13 protein-coding genes and 1 tRNA gene are annotated in these 14,909 nt (G+C 30.7%); 8 read left to right on the forward strand and 6 right to left on the reverse strand.

Annotated features, from left to right (window positions below):
- Positions 1 to 43 precede the first annotated feature (43 nt).
- Positions 44 to 541, forward strand: a complete 498-nt coding sequence (locus D3P13_RS01000) for a metallophosphoesterase family protein (RefSeq protein ID WP_117879438.1) — start codon at positions 44 to 46, stop codon at positions 539 to 541.
- A 6-nt stretch (positions 542 to 547) separates the two neighbouring features.
- On the opposite strand, the gene D3P13_RS01005 is transcribed toward D3P13_RS01000, so the two are convergent.
- From D3P13_RS01005 to D3P13_RS01020, 4 genes are all read right to left on the reverse strand, one after another.
- Positions 548 to 2,335, reverse strand: coding sequence for a tetratricopeptide repeat-containing sensor histidine kinase (locus tag D3P13_RS01005; RefSeq protein WP_117879439.1), 1,788 nt, complete (start codon positions 2,333 to 2,335; stop codon positions 548 to 550).
- 37 nt (positions 2,336 to 2,372) lie between these two features.
- The gene (locus D3P13_RS01010) at positions 2,373 to 3,059 is read right to left on the reverse strand and encodes a response regulator (protein WP_117879440.1); all 687 of its coding nucleotides are present in this window, start codon (positions 3,057 to 3,059) and stop codon (positions 2,373 to 2,375) included.
- 132 nt (positions 3,060 to 3,191) lie between these two features.
- Positions 3,192 to 3,578, reverse strand: a complete 387-nt coding sequence (locus D3P13_RS01015; protein WP_117879441.1) for a hypothetical protein — start codon at positions 3,576 to 3,578, stop codon at positions 3,192 to 3,194.
- A gap of 545 nt (positions 3,579 to 4,123) precedes the next feature.
- Positions 4,124 to 4,558, reverse strand: coding sequence for a DUF4293 domain-containing protein (locus D3P13_RS01020; RefSeq protein WP_117879442.1), 435 nt, complete (start codon positions 4,556 to 4,558; stop codon positions 4,124 to 4,126).
- Positions 4,559 to 4,776: 218 nt separating this feature from the next.
- On the opposite strand from D3P13_RS01020, the gene rho reads away from it, so the two are divergent.
- From rho to D3P13_RS01055, 7 genes are all read left to right on the forward strand, one after another.
- On the forward strand, positions 4,777 to 6,435 hold the full coding sequence (gene rho / locus D3P13_RS01025; RefSeq protein WP_117879443.1) for a transcription termination factor Rho: 1,659 nt from the start codon (positions 4,777 to 4,779) through the stop codon (positions 6,433 to 6,435).
- Positions 6,436 to 6,700: 265 nt separating this feature from the next.
- Positions 6,701 to 6,773: transfer RNA gene (locus D3P13_RS01030), tRNA-Met, on the forward strand.
- 563 nt (positions 6,774 to 7,336) lie between these two features.
- Complete coding sequence (gene ligD, locus D3P13_RS01035; protein ID WP_117879444.1) at positions 7,337 to 8,242, forward strand: non-homologous end-joining DNA ligase; 906 nt, start codon at positions 7,337 to 7,339, stop codon at positions 8,240 to 8,242.
- Positions 8,243 to 8,273: 31 nt separating this feature from the next.
- The gene (locus D3P13_RS01040; RefSeq protein ID WP_117879445.1) at positions 8,274 to 9,584 is read left to right on the forward strand and encodes an erythromycin esterase family protein; all 1,311 of its coding nucleotides are present in this window, start codon (positions 8,274 to 8,276) and stop codon (positions 9,582 to 9,584) included.
- Between the two features lie 84 nt (positions 9,585 to 9,668).
- Complete coding sequence (locus D3P13_RS01045) at positions 9,669 to 10,520, forward strand: OmpA/MotB family protein (RefSeq protein ID WP_117879446.1); 852 nt, start codon at positions 9,669 to 9,671, stop codon at positions 10,518 to 10,520.
- 101 nt (positions 10,521 to 10,621) lie between these two features.
- Positions 10,622 to 11,467, forward strand: a complete 846-nt coding sequence (locus D3P13_RS01050; protein ID WP_117879447.1) for a universal stress protein — start codon at positions 10,622 to 10,624, stop codon at positions 11,465 to 11,467.
- Between the two features lie 306 nt (positions 11,468 to 11,773).
- A complete protein-coding gene (locus D3P13_RS01055; protein WP_117879448.1) occupies positions 11,774 to 12,493 on the forward strand; it encodes a peroxiredoxin in 720 nt (239 codons plus the stop codon).
- Positions 12,494 to 12,591: 98 nt separating this feature from the next.
- Here the strand turns inward: D3P13_RS01055 and D3P13_RS01060 are convergent, their stop codons facing one another.
- Positions 12,592 to 13,035, reverse strand: coding sequence for an Hsp20/alpha crystallin family protein (locus tag D3P13_RS01060; RefSeq protein ID WP_117879449.1), 444 nt, complete (start codon positions 13,033 to 13,035; stop codon positions 12,592 to 12,594).
- Between the two features lie 202 nt (positions 13,036 to 13,237).
- Complete coding sequence (locus D3P13_RS01065) at positions 13,238 to 14,905, reverse strand: alpha-amylase family glycosyl hydrolase (RefSeq protein WP_117879450.1); 1,668 nt, start codon at positions 14,903 to 14,905, stop codon at positions 13,238 to 13,240.
- Positions 14,906 to 14,909: the final 4 nt, after the last annotated feature.

Genomic DNA, 14,909 nt, shown 5'->3' on the forward strand with positions numbered 1-14,909 from the left:
TCCAAATTTTAAATAACAAGCTATTAAATTCTAAAAAACAATCTTGAAAAAAATTCTTTTACTTTCCGACACGCATAGCTATATTGATGATCAAATATTAAAATATGTAAAACTAGCTGATGAAGTTTGGCATGCTGGAGATATTGGCGATCTAATAGTGAGTGATACTATAAAAAAACTAAAACCACTTAGAGCTGTTTATGGTAATATTGACAACAAGGATATTAGGACAGAGTTTCCATTAAATAATAGATTTACTATTGAAAATGTAGATGTATGGATAACACATATTGGTGGATACCCTAATAGATATGATGCTAGAATTAAAGAGGAAATTCAAAAAAATCCACCAAGAATTTTCATCACTGGGCATTCTCACATATTAAAAGTAATGAATGACAAAAAATTAAATCTTTTACATTTTAATCCTGGTGCAGCCGGCAAACATGGTTTTCATCAAGTGAGAACTATGTTGCGATTTAGTATTGATAATTCAAAAATTGAAAATCTAGAAGTAATTGAATTAAGTAAAAGAGTTTAAATTAGCTCACTTTAATCCATCAAGTTTATATTGAACGGGTACCAAAATAAAAATACTAGCCCCCTTACCCGGTGAAGACACAATATTAAAAACACCATTCATTGCTTTTATTCTGGCATTTATATGGCTTAAACCTAATCCATTTTTATTCTTTATCGTTTTAACATCAAAGCCAATACCATCATCACTTAATCGAACACTAAGCATATTATCTTCTCGTTGTACTAACATAATAGTTGCATTTGAAGCATTACTATGTTTTAAAATGTTATTAATTAACTCTTCTATTATGTTATATATTTTTATCTCAAAATCTTGATCATATCTTGTTAATCCTTTATCATCACTTCTGAAAGTAATTTCTGAATTAGAGTATTTTTGACAAATATCATGGACTGCAAAAGCCAATCCAAATTTTAAGAGTACAGATGATATTAATTCATGAGACAAATCTCTAATTTTAACCGAAGCTTCTTTTACAATACTTTGAGCTTTTGAAATCTCTTGTGGAGCATTAGTTTTTAATTGCGACTTTGTGGCTTGCAAATGTAAATTTGCAGATGATAGTAATGCACTAACGCTGTTGTGCAGTATCTCAGCAATTGTTTTTCTTTCTTTTTCTTTAGCGTCTATAGTAGCGTTAATAATTCTGGCCTGTGTTTCGTTTTCAAGTTGTTCTATTTTACTTTTTTGTTTTAATCTGTAATTTCTATAATAAATATACCCTAATATTATGAAGGCCAATAATGCCAAAGCGGAACCATAAAATAGAAATTGAGCTCTTAAACGTAAAGATTTTTCTTCTTCAATTTTTTGAGCCTGTTTTGCCGCATTATATTTAGCTTCAATTTCGGAGATGTTTTCAGCAACATTTACTTCATTAATACTACTTGTTAAGTCTGTTGCCTCTTCTAAATAAACATATGCTTTCTTAAAATCACCTAACTCTTCATTGGCATACGCTAAATTGTAGAGTGCATATTCTTTGACTTTTACAGCCTTTTCTGAATTTAAATTCTTTACAGATTCATATGCTTTAAAATAATTTTCATATGCTTTTTTAAATTGTTGTTTTTCATAATAAATTGCACCCAAATTCATTATTGCAGTTGCCAATCCTACCGTATCTTTTTGTTTTTCTTTGATAGCGAATGATTTTTTATAAAAATCTTCAGCCTCTTCTAAACTAGTTTCACTAGCAATAATACCTAAATTATTATAACTAAAGGAAATGAAATTTTCAGTTTTAGGGGTAATAGGATAATCCAACATTTTTGTGAAATTCAGCACTGCACTATCGTTTTCCTCCTTATTATAATAGTTTTTTCCAAGTGCTAAATAAGCATCTAATATCTCTATAGTGTCATTTAGTAATAAAGACTTTTCTAGCACTTCTTTATAATAATCATTTGACTTATTAAAATTTTGAGCCTCGTTAAAAATCTTTCCTAAATATTTTCCATATTTTAAATATAGGTGGTCTTGACTTGAATTACCTGACAATTCGGAATGTCCTTTCAATAATAAATTTACAGCTTCTTCATGCTGATTTGTATTATAATAAAATTTGGCTTTTAATAAATTTAAATTATTTTTTCTTGATCTAAGATAATATGAATTACTTTCTAACTTTTCAATATTACTTAATACTAGTTCGTATTCTTTACTTTGTAGATTTTTCTCGATCTCTTTTTCTAAAGAGTCAGTTTGTGCATAGAACCAAAATCCACTTAACATAAAAAAGAAGAAAGGTACCATTTTAAATGTACTCTTTTTAGGTGGAAAATGTAACATTATTATTAAGCTTAGTTAGGCAAAAGTAGCTATAAAGTTATACTATTTCATTCTTCATGGCAAAAATAGCCAAGCCGACTGTATTCTTTACATTAATTTTCTTAATCAAGTTTTTACGATGTGTCTCCACAGTACTTTCACTTATACCAAGGGCATCGCCAATTTCTCTTGTAGTATATTGCTGGGCAATAAGTTTTAAAATTTGATATTCCCTTCTCGTTAAAGAGTTTATTAATACTCCTTCAGGGTTATCTGTCTTGTGCATTGGTTTGCCCATTAGAGTTTTCATCATTTTCTCTTTTACTTCATCACTAAAATATTGCTCTCCTTGGCTTACCTTTCTAATCGCTTTTACAATATGTTCTCCGGCTGATTTTTTAGGCACAAACCCCATCGCCCCCATGCCTAGCACTTCTTTAATGAGTTTTATATCATCATAACTTGATAATATAATTATTTTAGGAACATCATCCATGGTTTGAAACTTCTTGAGCACTTCTAAACCATCTAATATTGGCATATTAATATCCAAAATAAGTATATCAGCTGAGTTTTCTTCAAACCATTCTATAACTTGTTCTCCATTTAAAGAATAGCCAACAACATCAACATCACGTTCTAAGCCAAGTACTGCCATAACACCATCAATTAAAATTTGATGGTCATCGGCAATATGAACGGTAATTTTATCGTTTAAAAACTCTTTTAAATCATCATTAACCATACTTAGACAAAAGATTTATTATTACCATAGTAAACTAAATAATAAGCATAATATTGTGTGTCAAATGGGATATTATGTTAAAAAAAAATCCGAAGTAAAAACTTCGGATTTAAATTACAAATATTTAGAAAATTATTCCATCAATTTTTTTGGCTTCCCTCTTTTAATCCTACTATAAGGAGCATCATCTTCAATAGAAGCTACATCAAAAGTACTTTCAAAAAAGCTATTGAAATCAACACTAGAAGTCTCAAAAGTAATAGTGTGTGTAACAACCTTATTCGAAAATCCATTTTCAATTAGGTTGATGTGTGTTTGATTTTCATTAACATTAGAAGTAACAATTATGTTAGCATTAACAGTAAAGGTAATTTCATATTTACCATCTAATGTTTCAATTACTGGATATGACTGTAATAATGTACCATCAATATCCTTCAAAATGGTTGTTTTTTTAGTGCTGTTGGTAAATGATGCTAATACCAAAACGGCACTCAATGCGAGTACTAATTTTCTCATGTTAGGGGATTTTAAAGTTATTAATTAATTTTTAATTCCAAATTCTTTGGAATCTATCAAACTTCATTTTTTATTTTAAAACTAACGATATTAGGTAATTTAAAAACTACCCATAAACCACTAGTTTTTAATTCCACAATGAAAATTTGACGTTTCACAATAGTAATATAACAAAAAAATGTTAATAAATAAGCTCTAAATTGTTGATAATTATAAATATATAATTTTAACAAACTGCATATCAATTGATTAACTCAAAGCTAAAAAAATATATCCAATTATACAATCGTTGCAATTAATTACTATATTAGCAACAGAGAAAAGAAAACTCCTATTATAATTGGAAAGTGGTTTAACTACTCTCCTTTCTCCCCTTTCTTTTCTCCCCTTATTTCAAGGAGTATTTATTATATATAAGTGTTTAGCGACAACGAAATACTCCCTACAATTACAGCCACATCTTCTGACGTGGCTGTTTTTTTTTGCATAAAAAAAAGCTTATCGTCTCCGATAAGCTTTCGCACAATATAACTAAGATGTTAGGTCTATCGCAATCTATCCACAGATTTTACAAGGTCTTCATCCTTTTTGATAGCTCTGTTTGCAATGGCTAGCAAAACAACAACTACAATAGGTAAAAACGCCCCAATACCCTTCTCAGAAATTTGACTTTCTCCAGATAATGTTAGCAGATGATAAATCAATATGCCTAATAAAATAAAGTTTACTAGAATGTTAAAACGATTAATAACAAACTGATTTTTTCTTTGTTTAAACATAAAAACACTTACAATACTCATAAAACCAGATATAACAAATAATACGGGTATTACTTTCAATGTAAACTCACTTTCTTTAAACAAGTCTAAAGCATAAAAAGATGCCCCCGACACATTGCTCCATAAATAAAACATTTGCATAAGTGCTACTGAACAAATAGCCGCCAGAAGTAAATACAATGATTGAATACGTTGAATCATGTTTTTTATTTAAAATAACTTTGCAAACTTAAGTTAAAGTTTTTAAGAAATAAACTTATATATTAAATTTAATTTGTATAATTGCATCACAAATTATCGCGTATTGTAGATTTTCTTCTTTTTACAATATTAAAAATTAAATTATATCATACAATTTATTTTACAACTCTCAGTTATAGGAAGCCCTCCTTATATTAATTAAATCACATTATTATTCAATGTTTGAAATAGAATCTTTAAAAGAGAAAAAATTACCAGAATTACAAGAAATTGCCGAGAAAATTGGCGTACCAAAATACAAGCAACTAAAAAAACTAGATTTAGTTTATCAAATTTTAGATGTTCAGGCGACTAAACCAGTGTCTACAGAGCCTAAAAAAGAACGCAAACCGGCAAACAAAGCACCACGCAAGCGAATTGGAAAACCTGTTCCTATCACACCTATATCAAATGAAGAAAAGGTAGTTGATAAAGTAGAAACAGTTGAACCAACAGTTGAGCCAACAGTTGAAAAAACTGAAAAGCCAAACAAACCAACACCTAAACCTGCTCCACGTAAGAAAGTTGAGAAAGAAGGTGTCGTTGCAGAAAACATACCTGTTACAGAAAATAAATCTAAGGAGAATACTCCAAAAAGTCCTAGACCACCCCGTAAGGAGCATAACCAAAACGGCCCTAATCCAAGAAATACAAACAAACAAAACAAGCCTCAACCAGGTGCAAATAGAAGACAGGGAAAATATAGAGATCCTGACTTTGAATTTGACGGCATCATTGAAAGTGAAGGTGTCTTAGAAATAATGCAAGATGGTTACGGATTTTTACGTTCATCTGATTATAACTACCTATCATCTCCTGATGATATATATGTATCTCAATCTCAAATAAAATTATTTGGATTAAAAACTGGAGATACCGTTAGAGGAATTGTTCGCCCTCCAAAAGAAGGTGAAAAGTATTTTCCATTAATAAGAGTATCATTAATTAATGGTTTAGACCCAAGTATTGTTAGAGACAGAGTAGCTTTTGAGCACTTAACACCATTATTTCCTAACGAAAAATTTAACCTTGCTGAAAAGGGAAGTTCAACATCAACGAGAATAATTGATTTATTTTCCCCAATAGGTAAAGGACAAAGAGGTATGATTGTATCTCAACCAAAAACGGGTAAAACAATGTTATTAAAGGATATAGCCAATGCAATTGCTGCTAACCATCCTGAAGTATATCAAATTGTTTTATTGATTGATGAAAGACCTGAAGAGGTTACAGATATGCAACGTAACGTAAAAGGAGAAGTTGTTGCTTCTACTTTTGACGAACCTGCTGAAAAACATGTAAAGGTTGCTAATATTGTATTAGATAAAGCAAAAAGATTAGTAGAATGTGGACATGACGTAGTTGTGTTATTAGATTCAATTACACGTTTAGCCAGAGCCTACAATACAGTTGCTCCTGCTTCTGGTAAAATATTATCCGGTGGTATTGATGCAAATGCATTACACAAACCAAAACGCTTTTTTGGTGCAGCACGTAAAATTGAAAATGGAGGTTCTTTAACCATCATCGCAACTGCATTAACTGATACCGGTTCTAAAATGGATGAAGTTATCTTTGAAGAATTTAAAGGTACTGGTAATATGGAGCTACAATTAGATAGAAATATTGCTAATCGTAGAATTTACCCTGCTGTTGATTTAGTTAAATCTAGTACACGTAGAGATGACTTGTTACTTGATGCCAAAACAGTACAACGTATGTGGGTAATGCGTAAATATTTAGCAGATATGAACCCTATCGAAGCGATGGAGTTTATTAGTGAAAAAATTAAGTATACTAAAGATAATGAAGAATTTTTAATATCCATGAATGGATAAAATTGCACTTTTTTTAGCCTAAAACTAGAAGGAGAGTAGTTTAAATTTAAAATTTTTTAACTCAAGTAATTGAGAGTCAAGCATTTTTTGTTTGACTCTTTTTTTTATATCAAATAGTTTTTTTAGTGATATAAATATATGTATCTTTGCCGTCCATATCACGGGATAGTTTATTACCCTTTGATAACGCTCAAGACAGGTACCTACCCAAATGAGCTGAACTATAAAAAATAGTGCTTACTTATTTTAGCACATAAACATATATCGCGGGATAGAGCAGTAGGTAGCTCGTTGGGCTCATAACCCAAAGGTCACAGGTTCGAGTCCTGTTCCCGCTACTAGAAAAAAGCTTCCATTAAATTGGAAGCTTTTTTTGTTTTAGATAGTTACAGAATTATTCTAAAAATTCCTTATTTATCTTTCTAAAAACACCAAGATATCGGCACCTTACATCAGTAGTATTAATTCTAAGCAATTTATAACATTTTAGTAGATATTATTTATGTGTTTTGCGTAGGTAACCTTTGATTCGATTATCGTGTTATCTAAATAACTCCTAACACAATTAATCTTTTATCAACCACAACTTCCGGAGCTAAAACTGAAATAAAGTAAAGGAAATTCCCAAGACATATTGCTAAGAACCTTTCTTAAAAACTTTCTTTTAACTGATGCAAGTCATTTCAATTGATATCTAACTAAAGTATTTTTGATATAATGATTAATCTCTATTTAAGAATTAAAGAACTTGGACTGAACAATCAATGATTATGTTCTGATTCCCTTTTTTGTAGCAAGTGTTTTTAAAGTAGGATAAGACCACATAATACTTACATTTTATTTAGAGACTTCTCACTATCGTATGTAGTTAGCATTGTTTTTTCATCTTTAAAAATTAATTATGAAAACAGACACACACAATATTAAAATATCTCATAGAGACAAGATACTATTTCCAACGTCTGCAATTACAAAAAATGATATTGTTATATATTATAAAAACATTGCAAACTACATGTTACCTTATTTATATAACAGGCCATTAACGATGCAACGTTTTCCAGAAGGGATTACCCAAACAGGTTTTTTTCAAAAAAATAAACCAACCTGTTTTCCGGATTGGATCACAACAAAAAAAATAAAAAAAGTTGATGGCTGGGTTAATCACATTATTTGTAATACAGAAAAAACACTCCTATATCTTGTAAATCAAGAGGTAATTACTTTTCATATTGCGTTAAGTCAAATTGGTAAAATAGACTATCCAAATAAGTTGGTTTTTGATTTAGACCCGCCTATTGGTAATTTTGATCTAGCTATCAAAGCAGCTAAAGCATTACGTTATCTTTTAAAAGAACAGCTAGAATTGAGAACTTATATTATGACTACTGGCTCTCGTGGACTACACGTAATAATCCCTTTAAAAAGTGATGAAAATTTTGATGAAGTTCATGAATTTTCAAAAATGGTAGCTACATATATCTCAAATAAAAATTCAAAAGAATTTACAACAGCCATCAGAAAAGACAAACGAAAAGGAAGACTTTACATTGATTATCTTAGAAATTCTTATGCTCAAACAAGTGTAGCCCCTTTTTCTGTTAGAGCCATTGAACATGCCCCCATTGCAACACCGATAAACTGGGATGACTTGAATGACAACTCACTCCATGCCCAATCTTATACTATTAGTAATATTTTTAAAAAATTAGAAAAAGATGGTAATCCTTGGGCTGATTTCAACATTAATTGTAAAAGTATTGGAAAATCAAAAATTCAAATGGAAAAATTAATAGAAAACATTTAAAGCATTATATGAATCACTAAAATTTAAAAAGATGGATACTACAGGTCATAAAATTTCGATCTTAAAAGATCTTGGAAAAAAATTAAAAACGGATAAAGATTTAGATTTGCTCATCGATAAATTAGCAGATTCTAGACTTGTATTATTAGGAGAAGCTTCTCATGGTACTTATGAGTTTTATACTTGGAGAGCGGCAATTAGTAAAAGGTTGATTGAAGAACATGGCTTTGACTTTATTGCCGTCGAAGGCGATTGGCCTGACTTCTATCAGGTAAATCGTTACATAAAACAATATAACACAGAATATAAAAACGCTAAAGATGTTTTAAAAAATTTCAACCGATGGCCTACATGGATGTGGGCAAATTGGGAAACTGAAGCCTTAATTAAATGGTTACATAATTACAATAAAAATATCACCACAAATAACCGTATAGGCATGTATGGTTTAGATGTTTACAGTCTTTGGGAATCTATGGTAACAATTGTTGATTACCTCAAAGTAAATGATCCTTCTTTATTGCCCACAGCTAACAAAGCTTTTAGCTGTTTTGAACCTTTTGGTGATGAAGCTGGTATGGCCTATGCTAGATTTTTACATCGGTTTGCCCCCAAAACTTGTGAAAATGAAGTAGTTGACTTGTTACAGGATATTTTAAGAAACGCAACGCATTATAATTCAGATTTAGAAGCATCTCTAAATATTGAGCAAAATGCTCATATTGCAAAAAATGCGGAGCAATATTATCGTTCTATTATTTCTGCTGACCAAAATTCATGGAATATAAGAGACCATCATATGATGGACACTTTGCGAAGGCTGTTGACTTTTCATGGAACAAACTCTAAAGCTATTATATGGGAGCACAATACGCATGTTGGTGATGCCAGAGCAACAGATATGCATCAAGAAGGGTTGGTAAATGTAGGTCAATTAGTTAGGGAAGAATTACCAAATCTTAATCCCAAAATTATTGGTTTCGGTTCCTATAAAGGTAGCGTGATGGCCGGTAAAGAATGGGGTGCAATCATGCAAAAAATGACGGTACCATCCGCTGAAAAAAATTCGTGGGAATACCTGTTACACAAAACAGGAAATGGAGATCAGTTACTATTTATGGATACTTTAAGGGACAATGATAACTTCAAGGCACCTATCGCCCACCGTGCTATAGGTGTGGTTTATCATCCTGAATATGAGAGTATCGGAAACTATGTACCATCTATTATGCCTGAAAGATATGATGCTTTTATTCATATTGAAAACTCAAAGGCCTTACATTCCATGCATGTGCATACAGATAAAACTCAATTACCTGAAACCTATCCATGGGCATTTTAAAATTTTATTTATAATGATGTAGGTCATTGTGAAATTACTTAAAATTATCATCCTTTACATTTCAATTTATTAAAATATAATATTATGAAAACTTTAAAATTTAGTGCCATACTTCTTATCGTATTTTTCACTTCTTGTGTAAGTCAAAAAAAATATACAAATCTCCAAAACATTGCTGATAATTGCGAAAGTAATCTTAAAAATGTCTCTAGCGAACGTCTTCTATTAGAAAATAATTTAGCCAATGAGAAAAATAAATCTAAAGCACTTGAACAACAAGTAGATTATTTTAAAAGCACCAATACAAACCTCTTGGATCGTCTTTCAGACCTCTCTGTTGTAAGTAAATCAGGAGCCGAGAGTATTAAAAAATCCTTGGAAGCTTTAAACGAACAAAATACCTATATAAAAAACTTAACCAGTTCAATGCAAAGAAAAGACTCTCTTAACCTTGCATTGGTAATGAATCTTAAACGTTCCTTAGTTAATTTTAACGATGAGGATATTAATATTGAAGTAAAAAAAGGAGTCGTTTATGTTTCTTTATCAGACAGAATGCTTTTTAAATCTGGGAGTTATACCATTAATGATTCAGCACAAGAAGTAATAGGTAAAATTGCCAAAATTGTGAATGACCATAACGAGTTAGACATTCTAATTGAAGGCCATACTGACACCGTACCAATCCACACAGCATGTATAGAAGATAATTGGGATCTAAGTACTAAAAGAGCGACCTCAATTGTTCGGTTAATGCAAACCAAATTTGGTGTACATCCTGAAAGAATGACAGCAGGAGGTCGTTCAGAATATATACCTAAGGCTTCAAATGACACTCCTGAAGGTAGAGCAGCGAATCGTAGAACAGAGATTATTATACTTCCAAAACTTGATCAGTTCTTTGAACTCTTAGAGCCACCAACAACCACCAAATAAATTGAAATTTGTTAGGTTAAATAAGAAATGATTATAAAAGGAAGCCTTTATTGATCGGCTTCCTTTTTTTCTAAGAGTATTTAAGATAAATACTATTCACTATGAAAAAACAAATTTTATGTTATACCGATTTTTCTAAGAATGCATTGAATGCCATTAATTATACTATAAAATTATATGAACAAGAATCTTGTGTTTTTTATATTTTAAATGCGTTTCAAGCTGATAAAGAAGCTTCCGATATTGAGGCTCTTGTGCCAGATCCAGAAAACAAAAACTACATAACCGCTAAGAAAACATCAGAAGTTGGTTTAAAAAATATTATAGCTACTTTAAATTCTAATGCTAAACATACATACAAAACCTTATCAAATTTTAATGCTTTACTCTATGCCGTAAAAGACACCATAAAAAATAAGAGTATTGATTTACTTGTAATTGGAACTAACAAAGCATCAGAAATTGAAAATGAAGATGGCATTCCTACGCTAAGTATCATGGAATATATTACAGATTGTTCCGTTATTGCCGTTCCTGGTGACTATAAATTTTCAGGACTTAAAAATATGGTGCTTCCACTTGATTATAAAGAAGCAATAAATGAAATCAATTTTACTGAATTGTTATCAATTGTTAACTTATACCATCCTGAAATACATATGGTACACATCAAAAATGAGTTTAATCTTAATGATCACCAATTAGAAAACAAAACCTTGTTAGAATCGATCTTTAGCGGATTAAAATATAGTTTTGATACACTTAAACTTATGAATATTAATAAAAGTATTCATTTGCTTATTGATAATAAACAATACGACCTCATCATTTTTCTAGATGAAAAATCGAATTACATTGGCAACGAATTACCTAGGTCTTTACGGAAACAAATAGATTCACATTTATCAATTCCTGTCTTATTACTTAATATTAAAGTAGCAGCGTAAAACTTTAAAACGACTGCACCAATTTAGCTTATTTCAACATTTTTAATTAGTATTTTACCACAGTCTAATTACTAATAACAAACATTTTCGGCAACAATAGAAAGTCTAAATTTAATAGTTAAACTCTAAAGTTTTGAGCAAAAAAAAAACAATTTATAGATAATAACATTATCCCAAATAAAATAATACGCTTAACATTATGGAGATACGATATGCATTACTGTAAAACTGACCTCGGTCATTTCAGTTACTAAACATGATCCATAATTTTGTTATTCAATAATAAATCATTTAATAACATTAAAAATGGAAACATTAGCAACAGAAACAGAAGTAACTTCAATGCCAAGAATAGGTGATGAAGCTCCAAAATTTAAAGCAGTAACTACACAAGGAGATATTAACTTTCCTGATGATTATAAAGGGGAATGGGTAATATTATTTAGTCACCCTGCAGATTTTACACCCGTTTGCACTAGTGAATTTATAACATTCGCAAATCTTGAAGGTAAGTTTAATAAAGCAAATTGTAAACTTGTTGGATTATCTATTGATGGTTTATACAGTCACATTGCTTGGTTACGAACCATTAAAGATAAAATTGAGTTTAATGGTATGAAAAACGTTGAAGTCAAATTTCCTTTAATTGAAGATATCTCAATGGAAATTGCCAAAAAATATGGAATGCTACAACCAGGAGAGAGTAAAACACAAGCAGTAAGAGCAGTTTTCTTTATAGATCCAGAAAGTACTGTTAGAGCCATTATTTATTACCCTTTGAGTTTAGGTAGAAATTTTGACGAGATTTATAGAGCTTTAATTGCGATGCAAACTGCCGATGCATTTAACGTTGCTACTCCTGCAGATTGGAATCCTGGTGATGATGTAATTGTATCACCCGCAGGTTCTTGTGGTGTAGCCGAAGAAAGAATGACTAATACCGACGAATTAGATTGTAAAGATTGGTTTTTCTGTACTAAGAAATTAGACAAAGATGAAGTATTAAAGAAACTTCTTAAAAGTTAAGTCATTCATTTTTTATGTTTAATCTATATAAATATTGAATTCAATTGCATTTAAAAAAATGAGGAGAATATAATTTTCTCCTCATTTCAAAATGATTTTTAAGAAACCTCAATTACTTTTGGTGCATGTTTTTTTAATGCTTCTTTTTTGGAAAGATTGAATTTTAAGATTCCATCTTTATAAGAAGCTTTTACTTTTTCATCCTCAATACTATCTGGCAGTAATAAAGATCTTTCAAAAGAATCATAACTAAATTCCTTACAGGTATAGTCATCTTCCTTCTCTTCTGTAGTGTTTGATTTTTTAGCCGAAATATTAAGATATCCATTATCTATATTTACGTCAAAATCTTTTTTTGAATAACCAGGAGCTGCTAACTCTACTTGAAAATCATCATCTGTTTCCTTAATGTTTAAAGCGGGTTCATCCATTTTTTTATTAAGAAAATTGTCTTTAAAAAAATCATCATTATTATTAAAAAAATCTGATGCCATAAGACTTCTTAATGGGCTTGTTCTGTGTTTAAATTTTACGAGTGACATAACTTTACATATTAAATTAAACAATTAATTTGATGTAAATTTATTACCATAAAACGCTATCAGAAATGACCTGAGTCAGGAAAGTCTTTTTTTTTATTACTATTAATCATTAAAAAAAGAACAGATTTAATAGCTTTACTTGTAACTATAAAACAAAAAAAAGCTCCCAATAAATTGGAAGCTTTTTTCTATTTTTAAAACTTTACATTTTGAGATGTTCTAATAACACAATGGTATAATTTGAATTCAGAATTACTTTTCCATTTTCAACTTTAGCAGAAGTATTTGAATATGCATCGTGCAACTCCATACCCTCTTTAAAAACTGAAGTCACCTTAATTTCTTTTTTCCCTTTTGGCAAATCCAAACCTATAACCACTGTATCTGTGAAATCTCCTTTCGTAAACACTCTTGAAAACACATACGGTGTATCAGATATTTTTTTATGCCTTCCGGCTCCAACTGCAGGGTGTAAATTTCTAAATTTACCCATCTTTTGCCAATGTAATAATATTCCTTTTGTTTTAGCACTAGCATTAATACTGTCCCAATTCATAAAAGAACGTAACGTGGCATCTCCTTGAGTACCTTCAATAATTAAGTCTCTTGCCGATTCATCACCATAATAGGTTTGTGAAGTACCTGGTGTTAAGTATAAAATATTGGCAGTCCGTTCCGATTTTTTTCTTTCCGCATCAAACGGTTGTCCATCATCATGTGAGGTTAGATAGTTTAAAACGCCGTACCCTTTTAAGTTTGTATTTAAAAGAGAATCATATTTTACAAAAATACTATCGTAGGTTTTTGTGGCATCATATTTTAATTCAAAATTGATTAATGCATTAAAACTTTTATCAAAATAATTGACTTTTTTATCACCAAAATCAAAGGCTTTCCCTGCACTTATACCATAATTATATACTTCACCCACCATATAAAAATTAGTATCATCTAACACTTTTTCAGGATTGTTTTTCTTCCATTCTGCAAAAGCAACATCACACGCTGTTCTAAACTCTTGCCATACATTTTCTTCTGTATGTTTAACCGTATCAACCCGATAACCATCAATACCAAATTCAGTAATATAATCTGTTAACCACTTTATGATGTAATAACGTGGAGCTCTAGGATAACCTGTTCTTTCAAAAAAAGCATCTAGCTCTTTCACTTCTTGAGGATAGCGTCCTTCTTTCTTCCATTTTTCGACCAATTGAGGAGGTAAGTCAACCTCTTCATTGCTTTCTGTTTTAATATCTGGTAGGTTTTCAACTAACGTACACGCAGTAGTACTTTCATAATCTTCATAGGTACAAGCAGGTGCTGTTCGTACCCATTCGGCAGGCCAAACGGGATCCTTTTCAGTCACAGGACCTGTATGATTTATTACGGCATCTAATAAAATCCGTATTCCATTTTTATGAGCAACTTCTACCAATTCTTTTACGTCTTCTTTCGTTCCAAAATTCGGATCAATAGCCGTCCAATCTTTTGTCCAATACCCATGAAAACCATAGGTAATTCCTGTTCCTTCATTTGTTCCACCGTGAATTTGTTCCACAATTGGTGTCATCCAAATCGCATTTATACCTAAATCAGTAAAATACCCTTCTTTAATTTTCTGTGTGATACCCTTTATATCTCCTCCTTCAAAACCTCTTAATTTGGCGGCTTCTTCGGTGCGTTCAAAATTAATATCATTAGAAGGATCTCCATTATTAAATCTATCCGTTAATAAAAAATATAGGTTTGCTGCTTCCCAGACAAACGGAGTTTCCGATTCTGTTATTTCTGTAGGTTTTTGTTCTTTTTTGTCTGAACAACTGAAAAGAATAAAAGAAATTAATAGCGGTAATAGGTATTTCTTCATTTTA

The organism is Aureibaculum luteum, assembly GCF_003449015.1.
GTDB classification, from domain to species: Bacteria; Bacteroidota; Bacteroidia; order Flavobacteriales; family Flavobacteriaceae; genus Aureibaculum; species Aureibaculum luteum.